The following is a 13,859-nucleotide window of genomic DNA, read 5'->3' as shown; positions in this document are numbered from 1 at the left end:
TTTGTCAGTCTTTCATGCGTCTTTCTGCCCCACATGATAATCGTTTTGTCCCCCGCGAAGTCGCTCGACTTCGACACGCCAGCGCATGTGCGCACCCATACGCAACCCGCCTTTCTTAAGGAATCGGCTGAGCTGATCAAGACATTACGTACGCTTTCCCCGGCGCAAATCGCCAGCTTGATGAGCATCTCGGACCCGCTTGCGCACCTGAACCACGCGCGTTTTGCCAGTTGGCAGCCGACGTTCGACGAGACCACGGCGAAGCAGGCGGTACTGGCGTTCAATGGCGATGTTTACGAGGGACTCGACGCGAAATCGTTGCACGGCGACGATCTGGCGTTTGCGCAGCAGCACGTCCGGATTCTTTCTGGTCTGTACGGCCTGCTGCGCCCCCTCGATCTGATCCTGCCGTACCGGTTGGAGATGGGGTCGAAGTTGGTGAATCCGCGAGGGCGCGACCTGTACGCTTTCTGGGATGGCAAGCTGGCGGATGCATTGAACGCGGCGTTCGAGCAGCAGAAGGGCGGCGAGCGCGTGCTGGTCAATCTGGCATCGGAAGAGTATTTCAAATCGGTCAAACGCGGCAAGTTGGCTGTTCCGGTTGTCACGCCGGTGTTCGAGGATTGGAAGGGGGGCCGCTACAAGATCATCAGTTTTTATGCGAAGCGCGCGCGTGGATTGATGACGCGCTTCGTGACCACGCAGCGGATCGACAGCGTGGAAGGCCTGAAGGGATTCGACCTGGATGGCTATGCCTTCGCACCAGAGGTGTCCGGCAAGGACAGTTGGGTGTTCCGCCGTCGGCAAGCAGACTGAGACCAGGAAGAGACGATGACAATCAGTATCAATAGCCGGTTCGATAGCGGTGCGGTCGACGTGGTCGACGCGAGCCGGCCGGACGATGTCCGCCTGCGACTGCGCCCTGATAACGCCAGCGCCTTCGCGCAATGGTTCCATTTTCGCGTGAACGGCGTGTTGGGCAAGGCGTGCCGCTACACGTTCGAAAACGCATCCGAAGCGGCCTATCCGGATGGATGGCGTGATTATCGTGTTGTAGCCAGTCACGACAGCGTGAACTGGTTTCGTGTTGTGGACACGCGGTACGATGGCCAGGTGCTGCAATGGCACTATACGTCACCATCGGATACGGTCTGGTTCGCCTATTTCGAACCGTATGGCGAAGCGCGACACCATGCGTTCCTTGGCGAAGTCGCGGCTAGTGGTCATGCGCGTTGCACGGATCTCGGCATGACGTTGCAGGGGCGGCCATTGACCTGCGTGCGTGTGGAAACCGCCGACGCCGGGAGCCCAGGTGATGTGCGTGATGCACGCGGCGCGGACGCGACGGCAACCGCCGTGCGGGCGCCGATCTGGATGATTGCCCGGCAACACCCGGGAGAGACCATGGCGGAGTGGTTTGTCGAGGGATTTCTACGACGGCTGCTGGGGCTGGGCGAGTGGGCGGGCGATCCGGTGGGCCGTCAGTTGCGTGAGCGCGCGACGTTTCATATCGTCCCGAATATGAATCCGGACGGCGCAGCGCTGGGCAACCTTCGCACGAATGCGTGCGGCGCGAATCTGAATCGCGAGTGGATGCAACCTAGTGCGGCGCGCAGCCCGGAAGTGCTGGCGGTGCGTGATGCGATTGCCGCAAGTGGTATCTCGATGTTTTTCGATATCCACGGTGATGAGGCGCTGCCGTGGAATTTCGTCGCGGGCAGCGAGATGTTGCCTGACTTCAGCGACGCACAGCGTGCGGAGCAGGATGCATTCATTGCGCGTTTCAAGGCGGTCAGCCCTGACTTCCAGAATGTCCATGGCTACGAAGCCGGCCATTACAACGCGGACGCATTGACGCTTGCATCCAAATACATTGGCAATCGGTATCGTTGCCTGTCACTGACGTTGGAGATGCCGTTCAAGGACAATGCCGATCTACCCGATCCGGTGCATGGCTGGAACGGTGCGCGCAGCATGGCGTTGGGTGCCGCGATGTGTCTTGCCATCTTGCGGCAACTCGGCGACTGAGCGATGGGGCGCGTCAGATCAGCACAGTCCGAGCGTGCCGCGTGGCGGCGCGCGGACAGATCATTCCGCCCCCGATGCCGTCGCGCCATGTGATTCGAGACTGGGTGGTCGCGGCCCCCCATTCCGCGGAGGCCTGACATCATCACTGCGCCGTGCGCGATTTGCCGGTGTTTTTCGCCTTCGAGGATTTTGCCGGAGCCTTGGCGCCCGATTTTGCCGTGGACTTCGCGGACGAACGCGTCTTCGTCGTCGTGCCACGCCGGCTGGTCGCGTGCGCCGCCTTGCCACGGGTAGCGTGGCGTGAGGACGACGCGCGATTCCGGGTGCCGCGGCTTCGCGATACGGGCGCACCCGCAGGCGGACTCGCTTGCTCGGGCTCGTTATAGCCGAACGCCAGCAATTTGTCCTGGACATACCCGCAACGGAAGTGCAGCAGGTCGGGTTGGCCCGCTTCGCCCGCGTTTTTGCGGTAGCCGAGCCCGCTGACGCGTACCAATGTTTCGACGTTTACGCGCTGCTTACGGTCATCGAACGGCTGGTTCCACGCCTCGATGCTGGCATGCTGATCGTCCAGCTCGGCCGGCAAGAATTCCACGTGGTCGTACAAATGCGATGTTGGCACGACAAAGGCGGCATGCGCGGCGCAATCGGCCACCAATGGATTGGCGTGTTGCTGTTCGATCAATTGCTGGACCATGACGTCGTGGTCCAGGATCGGATCGGCGTGGGCTATCGTGAGGGGCAACAGCGTCGCCAGGGCGCCTGCCCTGAGGCGGGTTGGTCCGAATCGAACGACCGTCAATCCGGCAGGAGACGAGAAAGACGCGGACGATGGGAGGGCGCGAAGGGCACGGTCGGGAATGGCACCCAACCACGCCAAGGCACGGGCGTACCAACGGGAATACGAATCGGATTGCGGCATCTTGCTAACGAAAAACTAGGAAGTCCGAGACCAGATCGCGATCTTTCGGAACAAATAAGAGTCGATGCGCGCGGAAGCGTTCACTTCTGCCAGGGCTTCACGGCAATGGCGAGAGCGGAAACGTCTCGCCGCCATCTTTCGACGGGGCGAGTCGCACACAGCTCGTACCAGACACGCGCGCAACGCTGAATGATTATACGGATAAATCGTCTCAGCTCTGCCCAATTGGCGCGGTACCGTTTGAGATGGTGACCTGATTTCGCGCGTGCGCGGATTGTCGTGGGGACCAGGAGAGGGGTATTGCCGCTTACTGATCGATACGATTGAGTCGCTTGTCGAACGTGGTCATCCAGGCAGGTTTGTAGACCGCTATGATCGCTGTCATCGCGCAGGTGAACATCGCCTCCCCGCACGCCTGAATCGACGTCACCATCACGAAGGATGGATCGATCCAGCGCCAGGCGACCCCGAGTAACCCGACATGACCGAGAAGGACCGTCGATGACGATGCGGTCACCGCCAGTACTGGCGTCAGGACGCCGTGCCCTAGCACGAAAGGAGCACGCTTATTCGGGAAGTACCGGGTAAGGATGTTCTCGACGAAGGCGGACACGAGTACCGGGACGACACTGAACGCCAGTAATGTGAGCCCGATGCCGTCCAACGGCGTACTCAGCATCACGGCAACCAGCAACACGACGATACTTGTCCCAATCAGCGCCAACGCCCAGCCGAACAGCGTGACCATCAAGGTCGCACCCAGCAAGTGGAACACGGGACCGTATTGCGACCAGATATCGAAAGTCCACAGCACCGATAGCGTTACGACGCACGACAGCCAGAGGTGCTGCAGCCCGTCGGTGTTGAGTTTCGCGAACGGGGTACTGAACGAAGCGCGCAGCCGGCCAGCCCGGCTTCTGCCCGCGTGCTGAAGATGCGGGAATGGTGTCTTCCGCACCACCGCCGCTGCGAGCACCACCATGGCGACGATCCATCCGCCTATCGATGCCCACAACGGTAAGGGTGAGTAAAGGAAGCCCATGCGCTAAATCTTACCCGCTGCGACGCAACAGTGGTAGCGCGGCACGGCATTGCCGCGCGGACTGTTGTCAAAATCCCGCGTCGCGACGCCGGCGATTCCCGCCATACGGAGCCTGGATAGCCGTGACGGAGGCGTGCAAAATCCGTTCCGATCGCGGCTATATGGCGGATGCGCCTTACCATGTCGAGTGGATATTGTTGTGCGTGGTCAGATCGCGTTCGGCATCGCCGTCTTCCGGGAACGGTACGGTGGACATCGGGGGCAGTGGTGTCTCGGGGGTGTTGTGTCGTTGCGATTCATTGAAGCGTTTGTCAGGGTTGGGAAAGCGCGGCGACGACGGCCAGCGCGGAATGGCACGTTCGGCGCGAGGAGAGCGGATTGGTTCGGTGGGCGACGATGATGCCGTGCCGTTTTGATCATGCTGTGGAAGCGGGGTGCCACGCGGCGGCGACAACGCCTTCGGACCCGGAAAGGGGCTGGCGGGCGTGCTGGGTGGGGCAGGAGGTTCATCCCCATGCATGTCAGGGCGCTGGTCCGGCACCGCATCAGGATGCGCATCGACGCGCCGGTTCTGGAGCGTGTCGGGCACCTGATCGGGGGTTGAATGCGGGCATGCCTCCGGACGAAGGACATAAGGGCGCCGATCGGGCGGCGTGATCGATGGCGTTTCCGGAAACGGTGACAGCGGCGCCCGGGGCGCAGATGTTCCTCGTTCAATCGATGCCGTCGACGCTTCCGCATCCCCTTCACCGGTCAGGTTTTCCACGCTGGGCCGTCCAAGTCGTAACACCGCCGCTACGTCCTGCGACTGGGGCAGGCGCAGCGGCTGTCCAGGCGTCGCCGCTACCGAATCGATTTGCTCGAACATCCAGCCGTTATAAATGGCGACGGCGGCAGCGCGATTGCTTGCTCCCAAAGTCTTGAATACGGTAGCTAAATGAATCTTTACCGTGCCTTCGCTGATGCCTAGCGCACGTGCGATGCCCTTGTTGGTACTTCCCATATGGACAAGGCGCATGATCTGTTGCTGGCGCGGTGACAGCAAAGGCGCGTCCCCAAGACCACGTCGACGGTATGGCAGGCGTCGCTCCGAAATTTCCGGCGATGTCGCCTCCGGACTGTGCAAGCTGATTGCACTAGGCGGCACGTAATGGGTCCCGAGTAATACCAGTTCAAGCGCACGCACCATCGCGCGGATGCCCATCGAATGCGGCATGACGGCTTTTACGCCTGCGCACATCAGGTCACGGATCAGTTGTGCGGGAAGTTCCCTGCACGTACCGGCGAGCACCAATGTACCCTTATGTTCGGCGATGAGACGCAGTGCCTCGGTTTGGTTTGCTGTACTACCCAAATCACAGAGCAGAAGATCGCGCGCTTCGTGAGATAGCGCACGCCGTGCCTGCAGCCAGTCACGGACATCACTCATCTGTGCACGTCGGTCGAGTTGCCGAAGAAGGGTTTTCATCTCCTCTCGTTCCTGCGCATTGTGGCTGACTACGAGAAATTTCATTGCATCACCTGTATTTCGATGGACTGCGATCAAGCGCAACGTCGTGTGCGTTCGAAACGTCCTCGGAACTGTGGGGCCGTTTTAAAGCGCCGACACGTGCATGACCTGAGTCAGGACTGGCGCGCGGCGCAGTATTCGGTGCGACCCTTCAGCATTGCGTTCGGCCGTGCTGTTTTAGCTGCGTCCGACCCGCATTGCGAAAGGCAGTGGAAGTCAGGCCCATCATTGCAAATTCGGGGATTCCGCGCGTCCTCTCCGAAAGAGATAGGCGGTGGAACAGGATCGACTAGGTGCAACGGATAGTGATGGGCGGTATAAGTATTTAGTAATAGGTGCGATGCTTAAGCCTTATAAGATTTTTCGATTAATCTCATGAGGCTAACGGTTTGCCACGCAGGGTGGCGACCTTGACTTTTTCACGGTGCGTGCGGTGCGCGACATGGCGGATTGGCTGACATTGCGCGGACCATGAGACAGGTAATAATGAGATAGGGTGCCTACGGGTCACCCAGGACGATGACAAGGAGAAATACGTTGAAATTGTTGCGTTATGGCGCGAAGGGGCAAGAACGTCCGGCGATGCTGGGTGCGGACGGCATCGTGCGTGATTTGTCGTCCGTGATCACCGACATTGGGCCGGAGATGCTATCGCCGCAGGGTTTGCAGCGGCTGGCGGGAATCGATCCGGATACGCTGCCGCCCGTGCCTGAGCCCGAGCGGCTGGGCGTACCGTTTATCGGGATGGGCAAATTCCTTTGCGTGGGTTTGAATTACGTTGACCATGCGGCGGAATCAGGCGTGCCCGTCCCGACGGAACCGATCCTGTTTACCAAATGGTCGAGCAGCCTGTCGGGCCCCAACGATCCCGTGGTGCTTCCTCGCGGGGCCGTCAAGGCGGATTGGGAGGTGGAGTTGGGCATCGTCATTGGTACCAAGGCGCGCCATGTATCCGTCGAAAACGCCCTGTCTCACGTGGCCGGCTATACGCTCGTCAATGATGTCTCCGAGCGAGCCTTTCAAATGGAGCGTGGCGGAACCTGGGATAAGGGCAAGGGTTGCGACACATTCGGTCCGGTGGGTCCGTGGCTGGTCACCGCGGATGAGGTGCGCGATCCGCAAGCGCTGACGCTTTGGCTGAACGTCAACGGCGTGCGCCGCCAGATTGGAAATACCAAGGCGATGATTTTCGACGTGGCGTACCTGGTTCACTACATCAGCCAATTCACGACGCTGCACCCGGGTGATCTCATTTCCACGGGAACACCGCCAGGTGTCGGCATGGGATGCAAGCCACCCATCTATTTGCGGCCGGGAGACGAGATGCACTTAGGTATCGATGGCCTCGGGGAACAGCGTCAACACGTCTACGCATGGGATGAACGCCTGCTTGATTGAGGGCGTTGTCCCCACCGCGCACGACGGGATGCCGCGCGGCGGAGTCGATCAGATTGACGTACGGGCATGATGCCTGCTTGTTGCTTTTTTTTCCGTACCACGCCGCTTTCCCTTCCGAGGTGACCGGTTGCGGACCGGGTGTGGCCGACAGGATGGGCTTGAGTCGATGCTGTCACCCGGCCCGACGTCACAGAAATGTGCGATTCGGTTGCCATGTCGTGCGGTTCGGCCGTCCGACTAGGGCGCGCGGCGGGGTCGCGGATGCGTCCGGGTTGCTGACGGCCTGGATGTATCGCCCGTTTCCGAGGAGCTTGCCCCCATGCCAGACAAGTTGAACGGCGCCAGCCACGGCACGGCAGTCGCGCCGCGCGCCGCCGGTTTCACCCGGTCATCTACCCACAAAGATCGGATACACCCGCCTCGCGTCGACGGCAGTATCCATTCGCCGGCGCAGGCCGCGGCACGGTCAACCGCGTGGCGCGCAGCCATCGGTGATGCTTCGTCCTTCCTGATGCAATATCGGGATGCTTGCGCCGAGACCGACCGTCTGTTCGCCGCTGTCCATCCAGATTTCCTGACCAGCCGTCCGGTCCTGGAACGGCACCGCCTCTTGTTTTATATCGGGCACCTGGAAGCGTTCGACTGGAATTTGTTGGCGTCCCGTGTGCTCCGTCAGCCGTCGTTCCACCCGGTGTTCGACCACTTGTTCGCGTTTGGGATCGATCCCGTGGGAGGCGGCTTGCCCACGGATGTTCCGGAGGATTGGCCGGCGCTCGATGAGATTCGCCGCTATCGCGACATGGTTCGGGACCGTATAGAAACCGCCATCGCGCATGTCGATTTTTCCAGTCCTATCCAGCAGGTTCCCGCGGACAGCCCTGGAAATCGACTGTCTGCGTCCACGATGCCCGCGGGGGTGCCATTGATGCGTGCGGAAAGCCCGATCTCCGGCGGCGGCAATATCCACTCTGACGCCGGTGATGGCATCGTCTCCGTTGGAACATTGTGCCTGGTGGCATTGGAACACCGGCAGATGCACGCCGAGACCCTGGCCTATCTGATTCATCAGATGCCTTACGAACGCAAGCGCATGCCGCCGGATGCGGCACCGATGGTCGTTGCCTCAGGCCGGGCGCGTCCCCGCGCGGCTGATCCGGATGCGCCGATGTGCGTGATACCGTCTGGCACGGTGACGGTGGGGCTCCCTGGGCGCTTTGCAAGCCGCTCACCGCATCGGTCGCCTGAAGTGGACACGGATCGCCATTCGACATCCAACCACGCGTCACCGGACGTGGAGGCGGCAGTCACGCGCCGTGACGATGAACACGACGACCCATCACGGACGCCACGTTTCGGCTGGGACAACGAATGGGTGGACCCGGCAGCCGCCCAGGTACCGGTGCCGTCGTTCGAAATCGACCGGTGGATGGTGACGAACGGCGCTTTCCTGCGATTCGTCGAGGCCGGCGGCTATTACGAACGGTCATGGTGGCGCGACGAGGATTGGGCATGGCGGCAAACGGCCGGCATTGTCCACCCGGCATTCTGGGAGGCGGATGCGCACGCGGCGGACGGGTGGCGGTGGCGTGGCATGTTTGCTTCCTGCGCGCTACCACTGGATTGGCCAGTGTATGTGAGCCGAGCGGAAGCGGCCGCTTACGCGCGCTTTGCGGGAAAACGTTTGCCGACCGAGGCGGAGTGGCTTCGTGCGGCCGAGGGCGTCCCAGGACTGCCGGACATGGAAAGCCGGCCGCCCGGGGAGGAGGGCGACAAGGTGCGCGACCGGTTGTCGCCAGCGGGTCCGGCCGAGTGGGCGTCGAAGCCCACGTCCGGCTTTACCGGCAACGCCGATTTCCGGCGATGGGACCCGGAGCCCGTCGACGCAGCGCCGTTGAATCGCAGTCGCTTTGGTGTGGAAGGACAGTTTGGCAATGGATGGGAATGGATCGCGGACCCGTTTGCGCCGTTTCCAGGATTCACTGCATTTCCATTCTATCGGGGTTATTCAGCCGACTTTTTTGACGACAAGCATTTTGTGTTGAAAGGCGGCTCCCCGCGCACGGCGGCCCGCATGCTGCGGCCATCGTTTCGCAATTGGTTTCAGGCGCATTACCCGTATGTATATGCCGGTTTTCGCTGCGTGCGATGACCGCACGCCTTAAAAGGACAAGGAGAGACTGCATGGCAATGACTTCAAGCGATGTGCATGAGCGGGCGATGTTTGCGCGGGCCGTGCGAGACGGGTTGGGGCAGGAAGGGCAAAAATCGCTGCCGCCCACGTATCTATACGATGCGCTGGGCTCGGCGCTGTTCGATGCCATCACACTGTTGCCGGAGTATGGCGTGACGCGCGCCGAAGAGCGTGTGCTGGTGCGGCATGCCGCGCGTATTGCAGCGCAGGTACGTTCGACCACGCCGCGCACGAAGGCGCTGCGCGTCGTGGAGCTGGGCAGCGGCTCTGGACGAAAGACGCGCGCCCTGCTTCAGGCGTTGACGCGTGAAGGACCGGTTCATTACTGCCCGATCGATGTGTCGGGCGCGGCGCTGGCGCAATGTGCGCAGGCTTTGTCGGATTTGCCCGGCGTGACGATCCAGCCCTTCGAGGGGGATTATCTCGATGGTCTCGCACACGTCGGCCGCGAACGGATGCACGCCGACACGGACGAGGCGGTGCCGGCAAGGCAGGGCGCGGTGGGGCTGCAGCCGCCACGCGGGGATGTCGCGGCGCTAGGGTCGCGCGACTTGCGGGGAGCGCCGATGTTGGTGCTGTTCCTGGGTAGCACGATCGGCAATTTCCCGAGACTTGCCGCGCAGCGCTTCATGATGGCGCTGCGCAGCGCCATGTGCGCGGGAGACGCCCTGCTGCTTGGCGCGGATCTGCTGAAGCCGATCGATACCCTGCTGAATGCTTATGACGACGCGACAGGCGTTACTGCTGCCTTCAACCTGAACGTGCTTGGGCGGATCAATCGGGAACTGCAAGGCGATTTCTTGCTGTCCGCATTCGAGCATGTTGCCCGTTTCAATCCGCAGGCACGCAGTGTCGAGATGCATCTGCGCGCCAAGCAGGGACAACACGTCAATATCCCGGTGGCGGGGCTGCAGGCGGGCTTCGTGACGGGAGAGACGATCTGGACGGAAAGCAGTCACAAATACCTGCCGGAGGAAGTCGTGCGCCTGGGGACCGATGCCCGGTATCATGTCGTCGATCAATGGACCGACGACACATGGCCCTTTGCCGAGACGCTGATGGCAGTGCACTAGCTGCTGTCACATCGCACCGTTCCAGGCGTGTGCGGCACGGCGCTGGGCCGTTATGAGAACACCTCACCGATGCCTGCTTCCCTTGCGCCTTCATCCTCGCTTTCTGATATGACATCGACGTTGGCGGCAGAGGCGCAGTCGCACCATGCGCCCGTGTCTCGCGATGCCGGTCCGATCGGCGTTATCGGCGCCTTACCGGAGGAGATTGCCGGCTTGCTTGCCCGGTTGTCTTCCTATGGCGTTACGCTTGGCGGTCGGGATTTTCACCGGGGTTACGTCGCGGGCGTCGATTGTGTCGCCGTGCTGTCACGTATTGGCAAGGTCGCCGCGGCGACAACCGCGAGTGTCCTGATTCACCGGTTCGGCGTGCGCGCGATCGTTTTCGTCGGGGTGGCGGGCGGGATCGGTGATGCGGTGCGGGTTGGCGACATCGTGATTGGCGAAGGCTTCGTCCAGCACGATATGGACGCGTCGCCATTGTTTCCGCGTTTCGAGGTACCGCTGTCGGGGGTGTCCCGTCATGCGGCCGACGCGCATTGGTCTGCCGCGCTGCGCCGTGCAGCCCAGACCTATCTTGCCTCGCGCCGGGGGCGCCCGGGCGAGGCGCAACCACGGGTACATTGCGGACTGATCGGCAGTGGCGACCGATTTGTGTCGGGCTTAAATGAGCGCATACTGCTAAGTGAGGCGATACCCGGGTTGCTGGCCGTGGATATGGAAAGCGCCGCCGTCGCGCAGGTGTGTCATGAGCATGACGTACCGTTTGCCGCGATGCGATCGATATCGGACAGCGCGGATGACGGAGCCGCGATCGATTTTCCGGTTTTTTTGCGTGAGGTGGCCGCCGTGTATGCCGATGGCGTCCTGGATACGCTATTTGCGCAAGTGTCGAGCGCTCACGACCCGGCGGCGTCCTGCAACGTCGCCGCCGGATAACCGGCGTCATCGATTGCAGCCCGCAAGGTTTCGGCCGAACGATCGCTTTGCACCTTGACCCGTCCGCTGCCTAGGTCAACCTGCACGTGCGCATTCGGGTCCACGTCCTGGACTGCTTGCGTGACGGCCTTGACGCAATGTTGGCAGGTCATGTCGTTCACTTGAAACTGGGGCATGCTACCTCTCTTGGTTGGGGCGCGATTCATGCAGGATCGGCGTGGCGGGGGAGGCACGGCGGACCACCATGCCTGGTGCCCGCATGCGTCATGCATGCGTTGGGTGTTCATGATAACCCTAGCCTCATGAAAAAGTTGATACGGAGGACATGAATGAATATCGGTGTGGTGGCGAAGGCGTCGGGCGTGAGCGCGAAGATGATCCGGTACTACGAGGACATCGGATTGTTGCCGGAATCGGCGCGGAGTTCAGCTGGGTATCGCTGTTATGGCGAGCGCGATCTGCATGTCCTGCGGTTTGTCCGGCAATCGCGAGACCTGGGATTCAAGATTGATGACATCCGGCGCTTGCTGATGTTATGGCAGGATCGGTCGCGCAATAGTGCGGACGTCAAGGCTATCGCGCTCGATCATGTGCGGGCGTTGGACCAGCGGATTGCCGATTTGAGCGAGATGCGTGCCGCGTTGGCGAACATGGCCGATGCCTGTCAGGGCGACGATCGGCCGGATTGCGCCATTCTCGATACGTTGGCCACTACCCCGTGTTGCGCGGCCTCGTCCAACGAGACCGCATTCGCAGCGCGTCCGGATGTTGCGCCGGGGCCCTCGATGTCGGTTTCTCGTCAGGGAATATAAGCTTCGAGTGACCACGCCGCGCCATCGTCGCCTGCCAGCGTATCGCACAGCCAGGGCAGTGCTTCCTGCAATAGTCCTTCCAGCAGGTAGGGGGGGTTGACGATGAACATGCCGCTGCCGTGCAGGCCAAAGCCGTCGCTGGATGGCCGGGCGACGCGCAACGTGGCGTGCAGCCACGCACCTGCGCCAAGGGTGTGCAACTGCTTGGGGAATGCAACGGACTCCGGTCGCGAAACGATCGGATACCAGATCGCATAAACGCCGGTGGCGAAGCGCTTCATGGCATCGGAGACAGTGGCCAGGGTGCGTGCGTAATCGGATTTGTCTTCATACGACGGATCGATCAAGGTCAGCGCCCGGCGTGATACGGGTGGCATCACACTGCGTAGAGCGTCGAATCCGTCTGCCTTGGTTATCACCGCCCGCTTGTCCGCACGGGAGAAATTGTCTGCAAGGATATCGATTTCACTCGGATGCAGTTCGAAAAGCCGCATCCGATCCTGCTCGCGCAGTAACTGCCAAGCGAGATACGGGGACCCTGGGTAGAATCGCAACTGCCCGTCGGTATTCATCGCGGCAACCTGGTCAAGGTAATCGACGATCAGGGTGGGCGGCGGTGTCAGGGCCGAAGCCCCGGAATTCTGACCGGTCCACAGGCGGCCGATGCCGTTGTTGAATTCCTCGCGTTTCGCCGCGAACCCCTCGGTCAATGCATAGGCGCCCGCGCCCGCATGCGTATCGACATACCAATACGCCTTGTCCTTGCGCGCCATATAGCGCAGCAGGGCGACCAGCATGGCGTGCTTCAGGACATCGGCGTGATTGCCGGCATGAAAACCGTGGCGATAACTGAACATGATGCAAGCGGGAAGAAGGAGATGGCCGACGTGACGGTAGGGACAGGGATACCGTCGCCGCACCGTGTTGCACAATGCGACGACGGCGAGACCGGACCTCGGCAACGCCCCGGCTTCCCATCGCATCGTGTAAAACAGGGAAGCGATACTATCCGAACCCGGCCGTTCTGGCTATTTTCGCCGCGTCACGGCCACGGCCGCATGCATCACTCGTCGGCGGCGTAGCGTACCAACAGTACTGGCACCGGCGTCACCCGCATGAACTCCTCCGCGACGCTGCCCAGCAAGGCGCGCTGCATGCCGCGTCGGCCATGTGTCCCGAGAACGACGAGGTCGGCGCCCCAGCGGTCGGCTTCCTGCGCCAGTGCATGTACCACGTCGCCATTGGCGCCTTGGGCATCGACGATCGCGGTGTCGCCCCGCACACCGGCCGCCTGCATAGACTCCTCCGCTTCCCTTGCCAGAAGCGCACCTTCCTCGACAAATGCTTTCTTCAGTTCCGCGGGATCGTAGAATCCCACGCCGTAAAGCATCGCAGGGCTGTCCACCACGTAGACGACATGCAACAACGCATCCTGGCTTCTTGCAAAGCGCATCGCTTCATCGAATGCCCGCTTCGAAGTGTCGCTGCCGTCGATCGCGGCCATGATTTTCTTGTACATGGTGAGCCTCCCTTCAGTGGTCATCGTGCGGTTTCATTGTACAGCCACACGTTCGGCGGATGTGTGCACCATCGTCATGTATTCGGGTTAGGAAAGCCCTGATTCGCGTTGTATAGTCACAGGTCAATGAGACCTTCCTAAGCGATTGCCAAATCCTGTAAATCCCCGCACACTGGAACGGCGACAGCCATTCGGAGGGGACAATGACCAAGGAATTCGACGAACGCCGTGGGGTGGAGGAAGGACCGGCTGATCCGCTCGATGATGTATTGATGGGCAGGGCTGACACCGTCCGGGCCGCGCGACCGCATGCCGATGTGCACCGACCGCCGGCGCATGCCGAGACGCCGCACCGGACCCCTGGCACGCCGGGCGAACCCGCTGGTAATGCCGAGATAGTGGCTGCGCAGGATGGTGATCTGACGCTC

General features: G+C 61.5%; 13 protein-coding genes. 7 read left to right on the top strand and 6 right to left on the bottom strand.

The genetic code is table 11. The features are described from left to right. Window positions 1-33 precede the first annotated feature (33 nt). Entirely contained in the window at window positions 34-816 is a 783-nt protein-coding gene (gene yaaA, locus WM40_RS11075) for a peroxide stress protein YaaA (protein WP_024902216.1), read from the top strand. A gap of 15 nt (window positions 817-831) precedes the next feature. Then, on the top strand, window positions 832-2,028 hold the full coding sequence (locus WM40_RS11070) for a M14 family metallopeptidase (RefSeq protein WP_046152877.1): 1,197 nt from the start codon (window positions 832-834) through the stop codon (window positions 2,026-2,028). A gap of 142 nt (window positions 2,029-2,170) precedes the next feature. Here WM40_RS11070 and WM40_RS11065 read toward each other — a convergent pair whose 3' ends face one another. The 3 genes from WM40_RS11065 to WM40_RS27870 all read right to left on the bottom strand — a co-directional run bounded on the left by WM40_RS11065 (window position 2,171) and on the right by WM40_RS27870 (window position 5,505). Then, complete coding sequence (locus WM40_RS11065; RefSeq protein ID WP_024902218.1) at window positions 2,171-2,950, bottom strand: BspC domain-containing protein; 780 nt, start codon at window positions 2,948-2,950, stop codon at window positions 2,171-2,173. A gap of 307 nt (window positions 2,951-3,257) precedes the next feature. Continuing rightward, window positions 3,258-3,992, bottom strand: coding sequence for a hypothetical protein (locus WM40_RS11060; protein ID WP_024902219.1), 735 nt, complete (start codon window positions 3,990-3,992; stop codon window positions 3,258-3,260). Window positions 3,993-4,167: 175 nt separating this feature from the next. Beyond that, the gene (locus WM40_RS27870; RefSeq protein ID WP_052738282.1) at window positions 4,168-5,505 is read right to left on the bottom strand and encodes a helix-turn-helix transcriptional regulator; all 1,338 of its coding nucleotides are present in this window, start codon (window positions 5,503-5,505) and stop codon (window positions 4,168-4,170) included. 534 nt (window positions 5,506-6,039) lie between these two features. On the opposite strand from WM40_RS27870, the gene WM40_RS11050 reads away from it, so the two are divergent. The 4 genes from WM40_RS11050 (at window position 6,040) to WM40_RS11035 (ending at window position 11,100) form a co-directional block, all read left to right on the top strand. Beyond that, window positions 6,040-6,900 (top strand): fumarylacetoacetate hydrolase family protein, encoded by an 861-nt coding sequence (locus tag WM40_RS11050; protein WP_046152908.1) that lies wholly within the window; start codon window positions 6,040-6,042, stop codon window positions 6,898-6,900. 319 nt (window positions 6,901-7,219) lie between these two features. After that, complete coding sequence (locus WM40_RS31355; protein ID WP_052738281.1) at window positions 7,220-9,049, top strand: SUMF1/EgtB/PvdO family nonheme iron enzyme; 1,830 nt, start codon at window positions 7,220-7,222, stop codon at window positions 9,047-9,049. Window positions 9,050-9,081: 32 nt separating this feature from the next. Next, the gene (locus tag WM40_RS11040) at window positions 9,082-10,164 is read left to right on the top strand and encodes an L-histidine N(alpha)-methyltransferase (protein ID WP_096335523.1); all 1,083 of its coding nucleotides are present in this window, start codon (window positions 9,082-9,084) and stop codon (window positions 10,162-10,164) included. 69 nt (window positions 10,165-10,233) lie between these two features. Next, window positions 10,234-11,100 carry a 5'-methylthioadenosine/adenosylhomocysteine nucleosidase gene (locus WM40_RS11035; protein ID WP_236693470.1) on the top strand — a complete coding sequence of 289 codons (867 nt, stop codon included), beginning with the start codon at window positions 10,234-10,236 and terminating at the stop codon, window positions 11,098-11,100. Here WM40_RS11035 and WM40_RS11030 read toward each other — a convergent pair. Continuing rightward, window positions 11,061-11,276 carry a heavy-metal-associated domain-containing protein gene (locus WM40_RS11030; protein ID WP_024902225.1) on the bottom strand — a complete coding sequence of 72 codons (216 nt, stop codon included), beginning with the start codon at window positions 11,274-11,276 and terminating at the stop codon, window positions 11,061-11,063. The two genes, WM40_RS11035 and WM40_RS11030, sit on opposite strands and share 40 nt — an antisense overlap. 153 nt (window positions 11,277-11,429) lie before the next feature. Here WM40_RS11030 and cueR point away from each other — a divergent pair, with 153 nt between their 5' ends. Then, window positions 11,430-11,912 (top strand): Cu(I)-responsive transcriptional regulator, encoded by a 483-nt coding sequence (cueR, locus tag WM40_RS11025; protein WP_024902226.1) that lies wholly within the window; start codon window positions 11,430-11,432, stop codon window positions 11,910-11,912. Here the strand turns inward: cueR and WM40_RS11020 are convergent. Beyond that, a complete protein-coding gene (locus WM40_RS11020; protein ID WP_046152876.1) occupies window positions 11,900-12,769 on the bottom strand; it encodes a 23S rRNA (adenine(2030)-N(6))-methyltransferase RlmJ in 870 nt (289 codons plus the stop codon). The genes cueR and WM40_RS11020 overlap by 13 nt on opposite strands. 206 nt (window positions 12,770-12,975) lie before the next feature. Next, entirely contained in the window at window positions 12,976-13,431 is a 456-nt protein-coding gene (locus tag WM40_RS11015) for a universal stress protein (protein WP_024902228.1), read from the bottom strand. Between the last annotated feature and the right edge of the window lie 428 nt (window positions 13,432-13,859).

Source organism: Robbsia andropogonis, from assembly GCF_000970345.1.
In the GTDB taxonomy this organism is placed as follows: Bacteria; Pseudomonadota; Gammaproteobacteria; order Burkholderiales; family Burkholderiaceae; genus Robbsia; species Robbsia andropogonis.
The sequence above is the reverse complement of the archived record's forward strand: the minus strand, read 5'-3'. Positions and strand labels throughout refer to the sequence as shown.